The sequence below is a fragment of the Streptomyces sp. YGL11-2 genome, from assembly GCF_050054615.1.
In the GTDB taxonomy this organism is placed as follows: Bacteria; Actinomycetota; Actinomycetes; order Streptomycetales; family Streptomycetaceae; genus Streptomyces.
The window spans coordinates 172,152-189,202 of the sequence record NZ_JBNHIN010000007.1; the positions used below are offsets into that span (position 1 = coordinate 172,152).

The following is a 17,051-nucleotide window of genomic DNA, read 5'->3' on the forward strand; positions in this document are numbered from 1 at the left end:
ATGACGCCCGAGCGCGATGTGCCAGCGATTGCCATGGATTCATCGATCCCCGACGAGGAAAAAAGGGATCGGATCATTGAAATCCTCTCCAGGCTGCCGGAAAGTGGAGCGCTGGCCGCAGTTCAGCACCTCATGGAGACGAAAGACGGCCGCGTAGCGGAATACGTCGCACGCTATCTCCAGATGATCCCTGATGCACGCGAGGGGAAAACACGCGCCGCTGAGCGCTTGCGACAGGACGAAGATCTCGTGCATGCCGCCGCACGGCTGGTCCCGTGGCTCCCCGCAAGCCTGTTGGACCAGTTCGTCTCCGACTATGCCGCCGATCCACAGCCGGGTTCCCCGCTCTCCGACGTGGTGTTCAGCATTGCCGCCTACGAGCCGGACCGGGTCCGTCCGATCGCCGACCGCATCGACAGCAAGCTCATCAGGCGCAGTCTCCTGTCCGGCGCGCCCGACGAACTCGCCGATGCGCTCCTGGCGCGATGGCACGACGAAGATGACTGGGACGACCTCGAAGCGGTGGCTCGCATCCGGACCGGCCATGCGAGAGAGGCCATTCATTCGGTCCGCGACGAACTTGAGGACCGCCTGGACTGGGAGACGCTGATCGCGCTTGCCGGGCAACTCCCCGACAGCGGCAACAGCGCGGGATACCACCCTTCCTGCATGGGCTTTGTCACCGACGCAGAGGCAAGCCCACACATCATGGGCGGCTCCCTTCCGGGACCGACACCGATCTGCCTCGATTGCCGCGAACCCACAGAGCGCGTTCTCACTTTGGCGGCCGGTCACCTTCCCATGGAGTTGTCTTGCGACCCCTCCTTCTTCTGGTACTCCTGCGATTGTTATGCGCTGGAAACGGTGACTGTGAAGATCAATCAGGATGGGCACCTCACCACGTTCTACGGACCGCAGGACACTCCGAACCCGTCTGCCCACCACGCCGAACGCGTCATTCCGGGGACTCGCTCACTCACCCTGGAACGCCACCCCAATCAGACCGGGGAGAGCCTGCGGGCATACGCCGGCTGGTCACGACATCAAGTCGGCGGGCTGCCCAGCTGGATTACTCCCGAGCCGCACCCGTACTGCCCTGAATGCCGCAAGGCCATGCCTTTCCTTGCGTCGCTCGACAGCGGCCCGACACCGTTCGGCGTCATGGGCTTTGCGGGAAAGCTCTTCGGCTTCTGGTGCGATGACTGTCACATTTCCGTGACCCAACAGCAGGAGTGACGCGGAACATGCCCTCCGAGCACCCCATCCTCTTACCGCTGAGAGGCACCACGGCATGAGCTACCGAGACATCCCCAAACCCATCCGTTCCGGAATAGTCGTTGTCGATCCCGAGCTCGGGATTCCGCAGCGCATCATCGTGTTGCAGTTCAATCCCGACACGTTGGAGCGGCAGGTGGCGCCGCAGGCTGCGGGTGGGGAGGGGGACAGCGGGGGCGGTGGAGGTGGCAGTGGCGGGGATCGCAACGAGGCGCTGCGGCTGAAGGGGCCGGCGGAGGAGACCTGGAAGTTCACGGCGGAGATCGATGCCACCGATCAGCTGGATGTGGCGGCGCCGGACGGGATTCATCCGGAGTTGGCGGTGCTGGAGATGCTGGTGCAGCCGACCGTCGCGCAGTTGTTGGCGGCGTCGAAGCTGACCAAGAAGGGGACTATTGAGATCAGTCCCATCGAGACGCCGTTGACGCTGTTCACGTGGGGGAGCAAGCGCGTTATGCCGGTGCGGCTGACGGAGTTGTCCGTCAGTGAGTCGGCGTTCGATGTGAATCTGTGTCCGATACGCGCTTCGTTGAGTATCGGGATGAAGGTGCTGACGGTGAGTGATCTGCCGGCCGGGCATCCCGGGGCGGCGTTGTATCTCGCGCATCTGGCGCAGAAGGAGCAGTTGGCCCGCAGGGCTCGGGGTGGGTCCTTTGCGCAGTTGGGGCTGGGGAGGGGGATCTGAGGCATGGGCATCGAGCCGTATGAGCGGGCGTTGGACGATGTGCCCGGGGCGCATCCGTATCCGCGGAGCAGTCGGTACGCGGGGATCGGGATCGGGGTGCACACGCTGCCCGATGGGAGTGAAGTGCGGTATGCGAAACGGAGGTTGTTGCCGCAGCTGGAGCATGGCGAGGGGGATGCCGTGACGCATGTCGTGGGTGCTGGGGAGCGGCCGGATCAGCTGGGGCAGCGGTATTTCGGGGATCCGGGGCAGTGGTGGCGGATCGCGGATGCCAACCCGGTACTGGATCCCCGGGAGTTGACGGATGAGCCGGGTACGGAGATAGCCGTTCCGCTGCCGGGTGGGTTCCCGGGTGGGATGGGCGGGCCAGGGGTGCGGAATGGGTGACGACGCGCCGGTGGGGCGCGGGCCCATTCATGTGTCGCTGTATATGGGGCCGAAGTTGGCCCGGCTGGTGCCGCAGGAGGTCGTGGATGCGCTGCTGTCGGCGCAGATCACGAGTACGGCGGGTGAACGGAGCGGGTTTCAGCTGGCGTTCGATCTGACGAAGCGGGGCGCGATCGTCGATCGGTTGCTGCCTGAGGGGTTCTTCGATCCGAAGACCAGGGTGATTCTGACGGTTGCGGTGCGGGGGACGCCGACGGTGCTGCTGGACGGGGTGATCGTGCGGCAGGAGGTGGGGAGCAGTAACCACCCCGGGCAGAGCACCCTGACGGTCACCGGGGAAGACCTGACGCTGCTGATGGACTTGGAAGAGCGGACGGATCGGTACCCCAACCTCGCGCCGTCGCAGCGCGTCGAGCGGATTCTCTCCCAGTACGCGGATTACGGGATCGACGCGCGGATCATCCGGGAGCAGATTCCGCAGCCGCCGCGGGAGCAGGTGCGGGTCGACTACCAGACGGGGACGGATCTGCAGTATGTGAACGAACTGGCGCGGGCGAACGGGTACACGTTCTATCTGGATCCGGGGCCGGTGCCGGGGCGGTCGACGGCGTTCTGGGGGCCGGAGCAGCGGCTGGGACAGCGGCAGCACGCTCTGAACGTCAACATGGACGCGAATTCGACGGTCGACCAACTCACCTTCGCCTACGACGGGACGGCGCGGGAGGAGCCGCAGGCCCGGGTGCAGGATCCGGTGACGCGGCAGGCGCCGCTGCTCTCGCAGCCCGATATCAGTCCATTGCGCCCGCCGTTGGGGCTGCGGGGGTCGCCGGCGCTCAAGCGGAAGACGCTGAGCGGGACGGCGAAGATGGACGAGGGGCTGGCGAAGGCGGAGGCGCTGGGGCGGGCCGCCACCAGTGCGGATGCCATTTCGGGTTCGGGGTCGCTGGATGTGACGCGGCATGGATATGTGCTGCGGCCGAGGGAGTTGGTGGGGGTGCGGGGCTCCGGGATCACCTACGACGGCGATTACTACGTGAAGTCCGTGACGCACAACCTGCGGCCCGGCTCGTATCTGCAGAATTTCACGCTGTCGCGGGAGGGGCTGATCGCGCGCAGCGGCACCGTCCGGCCATAGCCATAGCCACAGCCGTAGCCGTATGGCGTGGGCCATCGTCCGGCCATCAGCCGAGGTCCCGCCGCTATGCACCGTCCGCACGTCGAGGTCCGTAAGGGGAGAAGCCGCGCATGGCTGCTGCACAGAACAACCGCTTTCTCGGCAAGTTCCGTGGCCGGGTGGCGGCGAACGACGACCCGATGGGAATCGGGCGGTTGCGGGTCCAGGTCCCGGATGTGCTGGGGGACGAGACCTCCACCTGGGCGCTGCCGTGCTTTCCGTTCACCGGGGAGCGGGCCGGGCAGGTGGTGGTGCCGTCCGTAGGGGCGGGTGTGTGGGTGGAGTTCGAGCAGGGCGATCCCAGTTTCCCGGTGTGGACCGGGTGCTGGTACGGGCGCCGGGAGGAGCTGCCGGAGGATGCGCAGCCCGATCCGGCGACGGCGCATCCGGTGGTGATCCAGACGCCGGGGAAGCACAAGATCGTGATGTCGGACGTGCCCACCACCGGAATTCTGCTGGAGGCTCCGGGCGGCGCCTACGTGAGGATCGACGCGACCGGGGTGCACATCAACAACGGCCACGGGGCGTCGATCTCCCTGGCCGGCGATCAAGTGGACATCAACGAGGGCCGGTTGACCGTGCCCAAGAAGCGATAACCGGAACGGGGGAGTGAGGTCCACGTGGCCACCGGGAATGTCGGGAATGTTGTGCACGGGGGGACGCTGATCGGCTGCCCGCACGGAGGGCGCGCGTTATCGGCCGCCGCGGGCGGTGCCGGCGGGGCGGACGGGGTGCGGATCGACGGCGCGCTGGTGGCCTCGACCGCGGATCCGTTCACGGTCATCGGGTGTGCGCATGTCGTCGCGGGCCGTCCGCAGCCGTGTACCAGCGTGCGCTGGATGCCGGGCGCGGCGGCGGACGCCGTGCGGGCCGACGGGGTGCCGGTGCTGCTGGACACCACCGCGGCGATGTGTTTCAGCGCCGGGCTGGTGCCGCAGGGCCCGCCGGTCGTGGCGTTCGTCGACCAGGGCCGGCAGGGGGTTAGCAGCCGATGAGCACCACACGGAAGGTCCGTACCGAGATCGCCTTTCCGTTCCGGATCGACCGGCGCGGGCGGACCGCGCACGCCGGTCCCGACGCGCATGTACGCGATCTGATCGAGCAGTTGCTGTTCACGAGTCCGGGCGAGCGGGTGATGCGGCCGGACTTCGGCTGCGGGCTGCTGGATCTGGTCTTCACGCCGAACAGCCCGGAGTTGGCGTCGGCGGTCGAGCTGTCCGTCCAGGCGTCGTTGCAGCGGTGGCTGGGCGAACTGATCGAGGTCGAGTCGCTGGACGTGGTGAGCGAGGACAACGTCGTCCGGGTGTCTCTGCGCTATGTGGTGCGCGCCACCGCGAGCCGGCGTGACGACGTGTTCGAGGGGCGGGGCGAGGGATGAGGCGAGTGGCCGGTAATTCCGGGGCGTTCTCCGGTGAGTTCTCCGGTGGGTTGGTGTGCCGTGCGGACAGCCGGCGGGGGCGTATCAGGGCGGCCCGGCTGAACGGCATCGACGAGGTCGAGGTGGCGGACGACGGGGTGACGCTGACGGTCACCTTCCTCGGGAAGGCGCCGCACGGGCTGCGGCCGGAGAACGTCCGGATCGACGGGGGGCGGCGGGTGACGGGGCTCGCGGCCCTGGAGATATCCGTCGAGCGGGAGGAGGATCCGGAGCTCGACGACCGGCTGTTCGTGACGCTGGACCGGACCGGGGACCGTTCCCGCTACCGGCTCTCCCTCGTGGAGACCGACCCGTACGGCCGGCCCGGCACCGAGCCGTACGAGGGCTTCGACCAGCGGTACTTCGGCCAGGAGTTCTTCTTCCGGGCGGACTGCCCGAGCCCCTTCGACTGCGCGGACGAGGACGCCGGCGGCTGCCTGGACACGTTCCGGCCCGCGCCGGTCATCGACTACACGGCGCGCGACTACGACACCCTGCGCCAGCTGGTGCTGGACCGGCTGCGGCTGACCACGCCCGACTGGGCCGAGCGCAACCCGGCCGACCTCGGGATGACGCTGGTCGAGCTGCTCGCGTACACCGCCGACCAGATCAGCTACCAGCAGGACGCGGTGGCGACCGAGGCGTATCTGGACACCGCCCGGCGGCGGGTCTCGGTCCGGCGGCATGTGCGGCTGATCGACTACCCGATGCACGACGGCTGCAACGCCCGCGCGTTCGTGTCGCTGGAGGTCGTCGAGGAGCTGACGCTGCTCGCCGGCGGGTACCGCTTCGCGGCGGTCGACACCAGGACGTTCGGGCCGCACGACCAGCCGGAGATCGGGACGGTCATCGACGACGGGGACCTGGCCGTGCTGGACGAGCGCGGTGCGGTGGAGGTCTTCGAACCGGTCGCAGCGGCGCCGCTGGTGCTGCGCCCCGAGCACAACACCATCCGGTTGTGGACCTGGGGCGGGGAGGTCTGCACCCTGCGCGGCGGCGCCACCGCCGCGACGCTGCGCGACGCGTGGACCGACGACGACCGCACGGAGCGCGCGCTGCGCCTCTCCCCCGGCGATCTGCTGCTCTTCGAGGAGGTGAAGGGGCCGCGTACGGGGACGCCGGGCGATCAGGACCCGGCGCACCGGCAGGCGGTCCGGCTCACCTCCGTCACCCCGGCGATCGACCGGCTCGACGGGCAGCCGGTGCTGGAGGTGACGTGGGCGGCGGAGGACGCGCTGGAGTTCCCGCTGTGCCTGTCGACCCGCGGCGGCCGGGACTGCGCCGAGGTCGAGGACGTGAGCGTGGCGCGCGGCAATGTGGTGCTGGTGGACCACGGACGGTCGCTGGACGGGGCCGGGGACGAGGTCCCCGAGGCGGTGACCGTGCCGCCGGTCCCGGCCGTCCTGGGCTCCTGCGCTCCGCCCGCGTTCGGCTGCTGGGACGGCGGGCACGGCGGGAACGAGGTGGCGCGGCTGGTCGACGACCTGATCGACCGGGCGGAGGGCGGCCGGGCGCTGGTCCCGGACGAGGTGCGACAGCTGTTCACCGTGGCCGGTGAGGAGGCGGCCGAACGGGCCGGGATCGGCCTGGAGCAGGCCGGGCGGCGCACCGAGAAGGTGGTGCCGGGCACCGCGTACGCGCAGGCCGCGGCGTTGCGGAGGCTGCTCGCGCAGTCCGTCTACCCGGGGATCGCGCCGCGGTTCCGGCCGCTGCTGCACCGCTCCCCCGTCGTCCAGACGGTGCCGTTCCCACGGCCCGCGTTCCTGGCCGCCGGGCAGGCGGCGCGGCTGGCGGCGATCCCGGATCGGGTGCGGGAGCGGCTGGTGGAGCTGTGGCGCGACGCGCGGGAGCGGGACCGGCTGACGGACGACGAGGTCGCCGAGCTGACCGTGCTGTTCGGGCTGAAGGTGCTGGAGAGCCTGGAGCTGGTGGCCCATCCGGTGCGTGCGCTGCGGGAGTTGCTGCACCGGAGCCCGCAGCTGCTGGACGGGAAGCTGCGGCGGCTGGCGGTGCTGGCGGCACGGGCCCGGGCGGGCACGGTGCTGGACGCGCGGACGGCGTGGGAGATCGCGCACACGTGGGGGCCCGGGTACGCGTCCGGGCTGGACCCGGCGGAGCCGGTGCTGCACGGGCCGGCCGCGGCGGTCGTCCAGGACCCGCGGGAGGCGCTGCCGGCGGTGCGCCTGGTGGAGCGCGCCCCCGGGGCGGGTGACGGCGGGGACGGTGCGGCGGTCTGGCTGCCGCGGCGTGATCTGCTCGGCAGCGGGCCGCGCGACCGGCACTTCACCGGTGAGCTGCAGGACGACGGGCGGCTGGCGCTGCGGTTCGGCGACGGGCGGTACGGGGCCCGGCCGGCGCCCGGTGGCCGGCTGACGCTGCACTACCGGCTCGGCGGCGGCACGGCGGGCAATGTGGGCGCCGAGGCGATCAACCACCTCGTGCTCCGGCGCGATCCGCGGGAGTCGGAGGCCGCGGCGCCCCTGCCGGTGGCCGGGGTGCGCAATCCGCTGCCGGCGGTGGGCGGTACGGAGCCGGAGCCGGTCGAGCAGGTGCGGCAGCTGGCGCCGCTCGACCTCAAGCGGACCCGGCTGCGGGCCGTCACGGCGGAGGACTACGCGGAGCTGGCGTCCGGGCTGCCGGGCGTGCAGCGCGCGGCGGCGGAGATCCGCTGGACCGGCGCCGGGCAGGAGGCGCAGATCGCCGTCGACGCGTACGGAACGGAGGCGCCTCCGGCGGCGCTGCTGGACGCGGTGGCGTACGCGCTGGAGGGCTACCGGCGGATCGGGCACGACCTGGTCGTGCGGCCGGCCCGGCTGGTGCCGGTGGACATCGCGCTGGCGGTGTGCGCCGAGCCGGGGCACCAACACGGGCAGATCCTGGCCGAGTTGAGCCGGGTGCTGGGCAACCGTGCGCTGCCCGGCGGGCGGCTGGGGTTCTTCCACCCGGACGCGCTGACGTTCGGCGAGCCGGTCCGGCTGAGCCGCCTCACCGCGGTGGCCGCGGCGGTGCCCGGGGTGCGGAGCGTGGCGGTGACCCGGCTGCGCCGGCTCTTCCATGAGGACCAAGGGGAACTGGAGGCGGGTGTGCTGCGGCTCGGACCGCTGGAGATCGCCCGGTGCGACAACAACCCGGACCGGCCCGAGAACGGCCGGCTGGTCATCGAGCTCGGGGGTGGGCGATGACGGAGACGGAGAACGAGACGGCGCGCGGGGGCAGTGGGGACGGGGGTACGTCCCGTTCGAGCGGAGCCGAGAACGGGGGAGGGTGCGACGGCTGCGCGGGCGGGCACGACGAGCGCCGGGCCGACCCCGCGCTCTACAACCCGCCCGGCCGCACGGCCCTCGACTACCGCGTCGGCACGTACGGTTCGTTCCTCGCCGCGATGCTGGACCGGCTGGCGTCGCCGGCCTATCCGGCGCTGCGCGGCCTGACCGTCCGCACCCCCGACGACCCGTCCATCGGGCTGCTGGACTCCTGGGCCGTACTGGGCGATCTGCTGACGTTCCACAGTGAGCGGATCGCCGACGAGGGCTATCTGCGGACGGCGAACGAGCACCGTTCGCTGGCGCTGCTGGGGCGGCTGGTGGGGCACCGGCCGCGGCCCGGGGTCGCCGCCGACACCCATCTCGCGTACACCCTCGACCGCGATCCGCGGGCCGCGGACCTGCCGGTGCTGATCCCGCGCGGGGCGCGCAGCCACAGTGTGCCGGCGGGGTCCGGCGAGGAGTCGCAGACCTTCGAGACCGACGAGGACCTGACGGCCCGCTGGGCGTGGAACGAGCTGGCGATCCGGCACCGGCGGCCCGCCCTGCTCACCCCGGACGACCTGAAGACCCGGCCGGGGCTGCTGGTCGCGGGCACCACCACGGGCCTGACCGTCGGCGACCGGCTGCTCTTCGACTTCGGGGCGCAGCGGGTGCTGCTGCCGGTGGCGGCGGTGCGGCCGGACCGCACCGAGGACGTGACGGCGCTGACGCTGCCGCAGGCGGCGCCGGCGTCGCTGCCGGAGCTGATCGCCGAGCTGCGGGAGTGGATCACGGAGCCTCCCTCAACGGCCATGGAACCGGACGATCCGGACTACCCGCCTCCCCCCTCCCCGCAGACCCCCAACCCGCGGCCGATCAGCCGGTTCATCGCCGACTTCGACGCGCAGGTGCTGGCGCCGCTGCGCGCGGACCTGGGCGGGATCGGCACACCGGACGCGCTGGTGGCGCGGCTGGCCGGGCCGCACGAGCGGCTGGCGGAGGCGCAGGCGGTGGCGGCCGGATACGAGGAGGTCGCCGCGTGGTTCGAGGAGCTCCAGGGCGTCATCGGTGATCTGGCCCGCCGGGCCGCGGAGTTGTCCGGCGAACCGGAACCCGGACCGGGGCCAGAACCGGAACCGGCCCCGGGACCACAGCCCGCGGCCCCGGGCGCGGACGCGGGTGCCGGCGCGGCTCCCCGGCCGCACGGCGCCACCGGTGCGCCCGCCACCCCCGCCGCGCTGACCGCCCTGGCCGCCGTGCTGCCCGCGCTGCGGACCCGGGTCGTCCGGCCGCCGTCCGGCGCGCGGGCGGTGGCCCGTGATCCCGAGCGGGTCTTCGACGGCGGCTCGGACCTGGGCGCGCAGCTGCTCGCCGCGCTGGATCCGCGGGTCGCCGACGGCCTCTACCCGGCCTGGCGGCAGGCGGTCCCGCCCCGCACGGCGCCCGAACTGCCGCTGCTGCGCGCCCTGCTGGCCATGCGGGCGACCGCCACGCCGTTCGGCGCCACGGCTCCGCTCAAGCCCGTGCAGGACGAGCACGGCCGGGTCATCAGGACGGCCGACTGGCCGCTGACCGGGGCGTCGCTGACCAGCATGCGGGTGGTGTACGACACCGCGGGCAAGGTCCCGGTGCGGGCGGAGTTCCAGCACATCGAGACCGGGACCTCCGCGCAGCGGGCGGAGAACCTGCCCGGCGACGGCACCTTCGCGCTGGGGCCCGGACAGGTCGAACTGCACACCCGTACAGGGCACGACCACGATCTGAGCTGGCTGGGCCGCCGTCCGTCCGCCTCGCAGGAGCCCGGGGTCACCGCCCGGTTCCTGGCGGGGCTGCCGGAGCGGACGCTGTTCGTGTCCCGGCCGGGCGAGGACGGCAGGATCCACATCTCCGTGGACAACGGGACACCGCAGTCCTGGGACCTGGGGCCGGGCGAGCACCGGCAGATCACGCACGGCGAGTACGAGGTCAGCGTGCGGGTGGCGGCCGGCGGCGAGCCGCCCGCCGTGGAGATCGCCATCGCGACGGTGCCGAAGCCGGCGGACCGGCGCTCGCTGCCGCTGGACACGGTCTACGACGGGATCACGGTCGGCAGCTGGGTGGCGATCGAGCGGCCCCTCAAGGGCGCGGACGGGCCGGACGGCATCCCCGGTGACACGAAGCTGGCGTTCGTCACCACCCGCGTCACGGCGGTCCGTGCCGCGGTGCACACCCAGTACGGGATCACCGGCCGGGGCACCGTGCTCACCCTCGCCGATCCGTGGCTGGACGAGCACGACGTGGCGCTGTCGGCGATCCGGGACACCACCGTCCACGCCGCCGGGCAGGCGCTCCCGCAGGCGGACGAGCCGCTGGGCGAGGACGTGCACGGCGACCGGCTGGAACTCGCCGAGCTGTACGACGGGTTGCGGCCCGGGCGCTATCTGGTGGTGTCCGGTGAGCGGACCGACATCCCGGGGGTGACGGGGGTGCGGGGCACCGAGCTGGCGGTGATCGCCAAGGTTGAGCAGACCCTGGATCCGCGGTTGCCCGGCGACCGGGTGCACACCACGCTGACCCTCACCGGCAGTCTGACGCACCGCTACAAGCGGGAGTCGGTCCGCATCCAGGGCAATGTCGTCCCGGCCACCCACGGCGAGAGCCGTGACGAGGCGATCGGCAGCGGTGACGCCGCGCGGATCAACCAGACCTTCGCACTGTGGCAGTCGCCGCTGACGTGGCTGCCGGCCGCCAACCCCCTGGGCGCCACCCCGCAGTTGGAGATCCGGGTCGACGGGCTGCTGTGGCACGCCGTCGACAGCCTGGCCGGGCGCGGCCCCCGCGAGCGGGTGTACGTCACCGGCACGACGGGCGAGGGCAGGACGACGGTGACGTTCGGCGACGGTGTGCACGGCGCGCGGCTGCCGACCGGCCACGACAACGTGCGGGCGCGCTACCGCTTCGGCACCGGCCGGGCCGCCAACGTGGCGGCCGGCCGGATCACCCAGGCGATCACCCGCCCGCTCGGCGTCACCGGCGTCACCAACCCGCAGCCGGCCACCGGCGGTGCGGACGCGGACGGCCCGGCGCTGACCCGGCGCACCGTCCCGCTGGCCGTGTCCGCACTGGACCGGCTGGTGTCGCTCGCCGACTACGAGGACTTCGCCCGCTCCCGGGCGGGCATCGGCCGGGCCGCGGCCCGCGAGGTTTTCGACGGGCGGCGGCAGGTGCTGCATGTGACGGTGGCGGGGGTGGACGACATCCCGATCGCGCCGGACGCCGAGGTGCTGCGGGCGCTGCGGTCCTCGCTGGCGGAGTACGGCGACGCCCGGCTGCCGGTGCGGGTGGACGTCCGGGAGCCGGTGCTGCTGCTGCTCGTGGCGCGGGTGAAGGTCGCGCCGGACTACGCCTGGCCGCTGGTCGAACCCCGGGTCCGGCAGGCCCTGCTGGCCCAGCTCGGCTACGACGGGCGGGAGTTGGGGCAGCCGGCGCAGCTGTCGGAGGTGCTGGCCGCCGCCCAGTCCGTGCCCGGCGTGGACTACGTGGACGCGGACGCCTTCACCGGTGTTCCGGCGTCCGTCACCCCGGCCGAACTCGCCCGCCTGGCCGACCGGTTCACCGGCCCGCCGGCCACCCGCGTACCCTCCCGCCTCGCCACGTACGACGAGCGGATCCACGAAGTGACCGCGGACGGCGAGACGCTGACCGCGGTCGCCGCCCGGTACGGCATCTCGCTGGCCGAACTCCTGCGGCTCAACCCCGACATCACCGACACCCGACCGCTGCCCAAGGGCCGCGCGGTCTGCGTCTTCCGCGGCATCCGGCCGGCCCAGCTCGCGCTGTTCTCGCCGCGGGTCGCGGACACGCTGATCCTGACGGAGGTACCCCGATGAGTGAGCAGAGCACGGCGCGGGAGCCGGACGGGCTCGCGGAACTGCTCCCGCAGTGGCTCAGGCTGCGGGACTCCGAGGATTTCGCGCGAGGCGAGCCGCTGCGGGCGCTGCTGGCGGTGATCGCCGAGCAGGTGGACCGGGTCCGCGACGGGGTCGACCAGCAGTACGACGACTGGTTCGTGGAGACCGCCGCCGAGTGGGCGCTGCCCTACCTCGGCGATCTGGTGGGCTACCGGCCGCTGCCCGGCTACGAGCGGGTGCTGGCCACCGGGCTGCGGGACGGCGGGCTGCCGGACTCCTCACGGCGGCGGCTGGCGGAGGCGCTGGCGCCGCGCCGCGATGTGGCCGCCACCGTCGGCAACCGGCGGCGCAAGGGCACCCTGGCGCTGCTGGAAGAGCTGTCCGAGGAGGTGGCGGGCTGGCCGGCGCGGGCGGTGGAGCTGTCCCGGCTGGTGGCGCACCAGCAGCCGGTGAAGCTGTACGGGTCGGGCACCGCGGCGGTCAACGCCCGGCGGCACTCCCGCGGCCGGCTGGTGGACGTCCGCGACGGCGCGGCACTGGACCTGGCCGACGGACCGTTCGCCGCGCTGGCCCGCTCGGTGGACGTACGGCGCGTCAACTCGCTCCGCACACAAGGGGGTTACACCCCGGCCGGGGTCGGGCTGTTCGTCTGGCGGCTGCGGCCGTACGCGGTGACCCGGGCGCCCGCGTACTGCATCGACCGGGCCCGCAACCTCTACACCTTCTCGATCCTCGGCAACGACACCCCGCTGGTGACGCGCCCGGAGCCGGAGCCGTCCGCGACACACATCGCGACCGTCGACAACGTGCCGGCCCTGATCCGCCGCCGGCAGCTGCACGACCGGCTCGCGGACTACTACGGGCCGGGGAAGAGCCTGGTGATCCGGCGGGACGGCGAGGACCACCCGGTCCCGCCCGCCGACATCGTCGTCGCCGATCTGAGCGACTGGCGCTACCGGCCCAGGCGCGGCCAGGTCGCCGTCGACCCGGAGCTGGGCCGGATGGCCTTCGGCTCGCGGTCCGCACCGCGCCAGGGCGTCTGGGTGGACTACCACTACGGGTTCGGCGACGACCTGGGCGGCGGGGAGTACCCCCGCGAGCTGAGCGAAACGGGGGCCACCGCGCCGGATGCCACCGTCTACCGGGTCGGCCCCGGCCACGACTTCCACCGGATCATGGACGCCTACGCGGCGTGGCGGCACGACCGGCGGGCCGGGCGGTGCGGCCCCGACGGCATCATCGAGATCACCCACAGCGGCGCCTACCAGGAGCAGCTGGACTTCGACCTGGACCCCGGCGACCGGCTGGAGCTGCGCGCCGCCGAGGGCACCCGGCCGGTCATCCGGCTGCTCGACTGGTACAGCAACCGCCCGGACGCCCTCAACATCCGTGCGCGGGACGGTGATTGCGCGCCCGGGGAGCGGCCCCGGATGGTGCTGGACGGGCTGCTGGTGACCGGCCGCGGCCTCAACGTCACCGGACCGCTGGGGGCGCTGGTGCTGCGGCACTGCACCCTGGTGCCGGGCTGGTCGCTGGAACCGCACTGCCATCCGGCCTCCCCCGAGGAGCCGAGCCTCGTACTGGACCGGACCACCGCCTGTGTGGAGATCGACCGGACGATCCTCGGCACGATCGAGGTGATCGGCGACGAGGTGGGCACCGACCCGCTGCCGATCCATCTGCGCGACAGCATCCTGGACGCCACCCGGTCCGACCGCGAGGCGCTGTCCGCGCCGGACTGCCGGCATGCGCACGCGGTGCTGTTCGCGCACCGGACCACGGTCATCGGCGAGGTCCACACGCACGCGGTGCAGCTCGCCGAGAACAGCCTGTTCACCGGGCGGTTGAACGTCGCCCGGCGCGGGGTCGGCTGCATCCGGTTCAGCTACGTCCCGCCGGGGTCGCGGACCCCGCGCCGGTACCGCTGCCAGCCGGACCTGGCGGGGCCCGGGGGCGCCGAGCGGGTGCGTCCGCAGCTCCGCGCCGAGCGCTACGGGACGCCGTGGTACGGGCAGTTGGCGGCGGGCTGCGCCGAGGAGATCCGGCGGGGCGCGGAGGACGGCGCCGAGCTGGGCGCGTACCACGACCTCTACCAGCCGCAGCGCGAGGACAGCCTGCGGGCCCGGCTCGCGGAGTACACCCCGGCGGGCACCGACGCGGGGATCGTGTTCGTCACATGAGCCGCCCGCCGTTCACCGCCACGGCCACGGCCACCGCCACCGCCACCGCCACCGCCACCGACGACCGTTCGAGCATCCCGTACGAGGGGGACCCCTTCCATGCACGCTGATCTCTCCCGCATCACCTACCGGCCCGAGCGGCACTACTCCGCGGTGGTGGCGCAGCAGGGCCGCGTCCAGCTGGACGCCGACGCCAACGAGCAGACCATGATCCAGCTGTTCCAGGCCCGCACCCTCGCCACCGATCTGATCGGCCCGCACGGCGGACCGCACGGCGCCACCGGATTCAAGATCGACCTCCGGGGCGGCAGCCGCGAGCTGGACGACCTGGTCATCGGTGCCGGGCGCTACTACGTCGACGGCATCCTCTGCGACGCCGGCCGCCCGCAGCCCGGCGAGCCGGTCCCGGCCGAGGGCGGCCACAAGGAGGGCGAGGAGGCCGCGGACGCCGCCGAACCCGCCGCACCGCCCACCACCTGGACGTACTGGGACCAGCCCGACGGCTTCCGCGACCCGGAGCGCCCCGGCGACCGGCTGCCCTCCCAATTCCCGTACCTGGTCTACCTGAAGGTGTGGGAGCGGATGGTCACTGCGGCCGAGGACCCGGCGCTGCGCGAGGTCGCGCTGGGGGCCGCGATGCCGGACACCGCGGCCCGCGCCAAGGTCGTGTGGCAGGTGCTGCCGCTGCCCGCGTCCGCGCTGGGGCTGGACGGCGACAACCCCCCGATCGACGACATCCGCACCGCGTTCACCCGCTGGGCGCAGAAGGAGGCATCCCCCGCCTCCTGGATGGCGGCGCGCAGCGAACGCCCCGACCACACGGACGACGACCCCTGCCTGGTCGCCCCGGACGCCCGCTACCGGGGGCCGGAGAACCAGCTCTACCGCGTCGAGGTGCACGACGGCGGCACCGCCAAGGACGCCACCTTCACCTGGTCCCGGGACAACGGATCCGTCACCTTCCCGGTCGATGAACTCGACGGTACGTGGGTGGAGTTGGCATCCCTGGGCAGTGACGACAAGCTGTCGCTGCACGTCGGCGACCTGGTCGAGTTCGTGGACACCGCGTACACCAGCCGGGGCGAGCCGTCACCGCTGCTGCGGGTGGAGGAACTGGACCTGCCCGGGCGCCGGGTGCGGCTGTCGGACGAGCCCGCCCCGGGCGTCGGCCGGCGGCCCGAGCTGCATCCGTTCCTGCGCCGCTGGGACCACCAGGAGGGCAGCCGCAGGACGGTGCGGCGCGGCGAGAGGCCCGGCCGGCTCAGGCACGGCGCGGTGCCGGTCGAGGAAGGCGTCTGGCTGCCGCTGGAGGACGGCGTCGAGGTGTACTTCGCGGCCGGCGGCACCTACCGCACCGGCGACTTCTGGCTGATCCCGGCGCGCACCGCCACCGGCGGCGTCGAGTGGCCGACGGACGCGGCGCGCCGCCCGCTGCTCCGGCCGCCGCTCGGCATCGCCGTCCACTACGCGCCGCTGGCCTGGGTGCACGGCGAACAGGCCGTCCCCGACCTGCGGTTGGCGTTCCGACCGCTGTCGGCGGGCATCCCGGCGGCGGACGACGCGGCACTGGCGGCCGAGGCGAAGGCGCGCGCCGAGGAGACCGGCGGCGCCTCGCCGTTGTCGGCCGGCGGGGGCGGGTCGACGCTCGGGACCCTGGGCGGCCCGGTGCGCAGCCGGTCGCAGACCACCGCGGAGGCCGAAGCGGCGGTCGACGAACAGGGGGCGGGCTGATGGCCGTACCGCTGACCGGCAGTCAGCTCCTGGCCGCGCTGCGCGGGGAGGGGCTGACCGTCCACGAGGTCCGCGACTGGCGCCGGCACAACCGCAACACCAAGGGCCCGTGGGGCCCGGTGAACGGCGTGGTCGTCCACCACACCGCCACCGAGGGCACCGACAGCTCGGTCGCCCTCTGCTACGACGGGCGCCCGGACCTGCCGGGGCCGCTCTGCCACGGGGTGATCGACAAGAACGGCGAGGTCCACCTCGTCGGCAACGGCCGCGCCAACCACGCCGGGCTCGGCGACCGCGACGTCCTCCAGGCCGTGATCGACGAGGAGGTGCTGCCGAAGGACCGCACCGCGGACACCGACGGCAACCGCCACTTCTACGGCTTCGAGTGCGTCAACCTCGGCGACGGCGTGGACCCTTGGCCCGAGGCCCAGTTGCTGGCGATCGAGAAGGCCGCGGCGGCGATCTGCCGGGCACACGGCTGGGGCGAGCGGTCGGTGATCGGCCACAAGGAGTGGCAACCGGGGAAGATCGACCCGCGCGGCATCGTGATGGACGACCTGCGACAGCGGATCGGGGAACGGCTGGCCCGGCCGGCTGAGGGGCCGGTGGCGACCGACACCGGCCCAGGCACCGACACCGGTTCCACCACGGGTTCCGGTTCCGGTTCCGGTTTCGGCTCCGGCTCCGGTTCCGGTTTCGGTTTCGGTTCCGCCGATGGTGCCGGGGGTGGGCCGCCGGTATCACAGGAGTCGCCCGAGTCGTCGAAATCGTCGGAATCGCTGGTGCCTCCGATGCCGCAGCATCCGCCGTACGAGCCGTTCCCCGGTGGGGAGTTCTTCCGGCCGGGGGCGCGCGGACCGGTGATCGAGGCGATGGGCCGGCGGCTGGTCGCCGAGGGCTGCGACCACTACCGGCACAGCGGCCCCGGCCCGGAGTGGAACGAGGCGCACCGCAAGTCGTACGCGTCCTGGCAGCGCAGGCTCGGCTTCCACGGCAAGGACGCGGACGGGGTGCCCGGCCGGGTCACCTGGGACCGCCTACAGGTCCCCAACTCACGTTCCGCATAG

At 72.8% G+C, this 17,051-nt stretch carries 12 protein-coding genes; all 12 read left to right on the forward strand.

Annotation, left to right across the window (positions count from 1 at the left end; genetic code table 11):
• Positions 1-1,236 carry a hypothetical protein gene (locus ACO1BR_RS11125; protein WP_426794868.1) on the forward strand — a complete coding sequence of 412 codons (1,236 nt, stop codon included), beginning with the start codon at positions 1-3 and terminating at the stop codon, positions 1,234-1,236.
• Between the two features lie 55 nt (positions 1,237-1,291).
• A complete protein-coding gene (locus ACO1BR_RS11130) occupies positions 1,292-1,960 on the forward strand; it encodes a hypothetical protein (RefSeq protein ID WP_426794869.1) in 669 nt (222 codons plus the stop codon).
• 3 nt (positions 1,961-1,963) lie between these two features.
• Complete coding sequence (locus ACO1BR_RS11135) at positions 1,964-2,347, forward strand: hypothetical protein (protein WP_426794870.1); 384 nt, start codon at positions 1,964-1,966, stop codon at positions 2,345-2,347.
• Positions 2,340-3,482 (forward strand): hypothetical protein, encoded by a 1,143-nt coding sequence (locus ACO1BR_RS11140; protein WP_426794871.1) that lies wholly within the window; start codon positions 2,340-2,342, stop codon positions 3,480-3,482. The genes ACO1BR_RS11135 and ACO1BR_RS11140 overlap by 8 nt, the downstream gene beginning before the upstream one ends.
• Positions 3,483-3,592: 110 nt before the next feature.
• The gene (locus tag ACO1BR_RS11145; RefSeq protein ID WP_159508462.1) at positions 3,593-4,117 is read left to right on the forward strand and encodes a phage baseplate assembly protein V; all 525 of its coding nucleotides are present in this window, start codon (positions 3,593-3,595) and stop codon (positions 4,115-4,117) included.
• A 24-nt stretch (positions 4,118-4,141) separates the two neighbouring features.
• On the forward strand, positions 4,142-4,516 hold the full coding sequence (locus tag ACO1BR_RS11150) for a hypothetical protein (RefSeq protein WP_426794872.1): 375 nt from the start codon (positions 4,142-4,144) through the stop codon (positions 4,514-4,516).
• Positions 4,513-4,899, forward strand: coding sequence for a GPW/gp25 family protein (locus ACO1BR_RS11155; protein ID WP_426794873.1), 387 nt, complete (start codon positions 4,513-4,515; stop codon positions 4,897-4,899). The genes ACO1BR_RS11150 and ACO1BR_RS11155 overlap by 4 nt, the downstream gene beginning before the upstream one ends.
• A 53-nt stretch (positions 4,900-4,952) precedes the next feature.
• Entirely contained in the window at positions 4,953-8,120 is a 3,168-nt protein-coding gene (locus tag ACO1BR_RS11160; RefSeq protein ID WP_426794934.1) for a putative baseplate assembly protein, read from the forward strand.
• On the forward strand, positions 8,117-12,052 hold the full coding sequence (locus tag ACO1BR_RS11165) for a putative baseplate assembly protein (protein ID WP_426794874.1): 3,936 nt from the start codon (positions 8,117-8,119) through the stop codon (positions 12,050-12,052). Before ACO1BR_RS11160 ends, ACO1BR_RS11165 begins: the two co-directional genes overlap by 4 nt.
• Positions 12,049-14,253 carry a hypothetical protein gene (locus ACO1BR_RS11170; protein ID WP_426794875.1) on the forward strand — a complete coding sequence of 735 codons (2,205 nt, stop codon included), beginning with the start codon at positions 12,049-12,051 and terminating at the stop codon, positions 14,251-14,253. The genes ACO1BR_RS11165 and ACO1BR_RS11170 overlap by 4 nt, the downstream gene beginning before the upstream one ends.
• Before the next feature lie 99 nt (positions 14,254-14,352).
• Entirely contained in the window at positions 14,353-15,984 is a 1,632-nt protein-coding gene (locus ACO1BR_RS11175; protein WP_426794876.1) for a DUF6519 domain-containing protein, read from the forward strand.
• Entirely contained in the window at positions 15,984-17,051 is a 1,068-nt protein-coding gene (locus ACO1BR_RS11180) for a peptidoglycan-binding protein (RefSeq protein ID WP_426794877.1), read from the forward strand. The genes ACO1BR_RS11175 and ACO1BR_RS11180 overlap by 1 nt, the downstream gene beginning before the upstream one ends.

What these genes read in the sequence shown, in the direction of transcription:
- ACO1BR_RS11125 (WP_426794868.1), top strand. Translation starts at nt 1, where the DNA reads ATGACGCCCGAGCGCGATGTGCCAGCGATTGCCATGGATTCATCGATC.
- ACO1BR_RS11130 (WP_426794869.1), top strand. Translation starts at nt 1,292, where the DNA reads ATGAGCTACCGAGACATCCCCAAACCCATCCGTTCCGGAATAGTCGTT.
- ACO1BR_RS11135 (WP_426794870.1), top strand. Translation starts at nt 1,964, where the DNA reads ATGGGCATCGAGCCGTATGAGCGGGCGTTGGACGATGTGCCCGGGGCG.
- ACO1BR_RS11140 (WP_426794871.1), top strand. Translation starts at nt 2,340, where the DNA reads ATGGGTGACGACGCGCCGGTGGGGCGCGGGCCCATTCATGTGTCGCTG.
- ACO1BR_RS11145 (WP_159508462.1), top strand. Translation starts at nt 3,593, where the DNA reads ATGGCTGCTGCACAGAACAACCGCTTTCTCGGCAAGTTCCGTGGCCGG.
- ACO1BR_RS11155 (WP_426794873.1), top strand. Translation starts at nt 4,513, where the DNA reads ATGAGCACCACACGGAAGGTCCGTACCGAGATCGCCTTTCCGTTCCGG.
- ACO1BR_RS11165 (WP_426794874.1), top strand. Translation starts at nt 8,117, where the DNA reads ATGACGGAGACGGAGAACGAGACGGCGCGCGGGGGCAGTGGGGACGGG.
- ACO1BR_RS11170 (WP_426794875.1), top strand. Translation starts at nt 12,049, where the DNA reads ATGAGTGAGCAGAGCACGGCGCGGGAGCCGGACGGGCTCGCGGAACTG.
- ACO1BR_RS11175 (WP_426794876.1), top strand. Translation starts at nt 14,353, where the DNA reads ATGCACGCTGATCTCTCCCGCATCACCTACCGGCCCGAGCGGCACTAC.
- ACO1BR_RS11180 (WP_426794877.1), top strand. Translation starts at nt 15,984, where the DNA reads ATGGCCGTACCGCTGACCGGCAGTCAGCTCCTGGCCGCGCTGCGCGGG.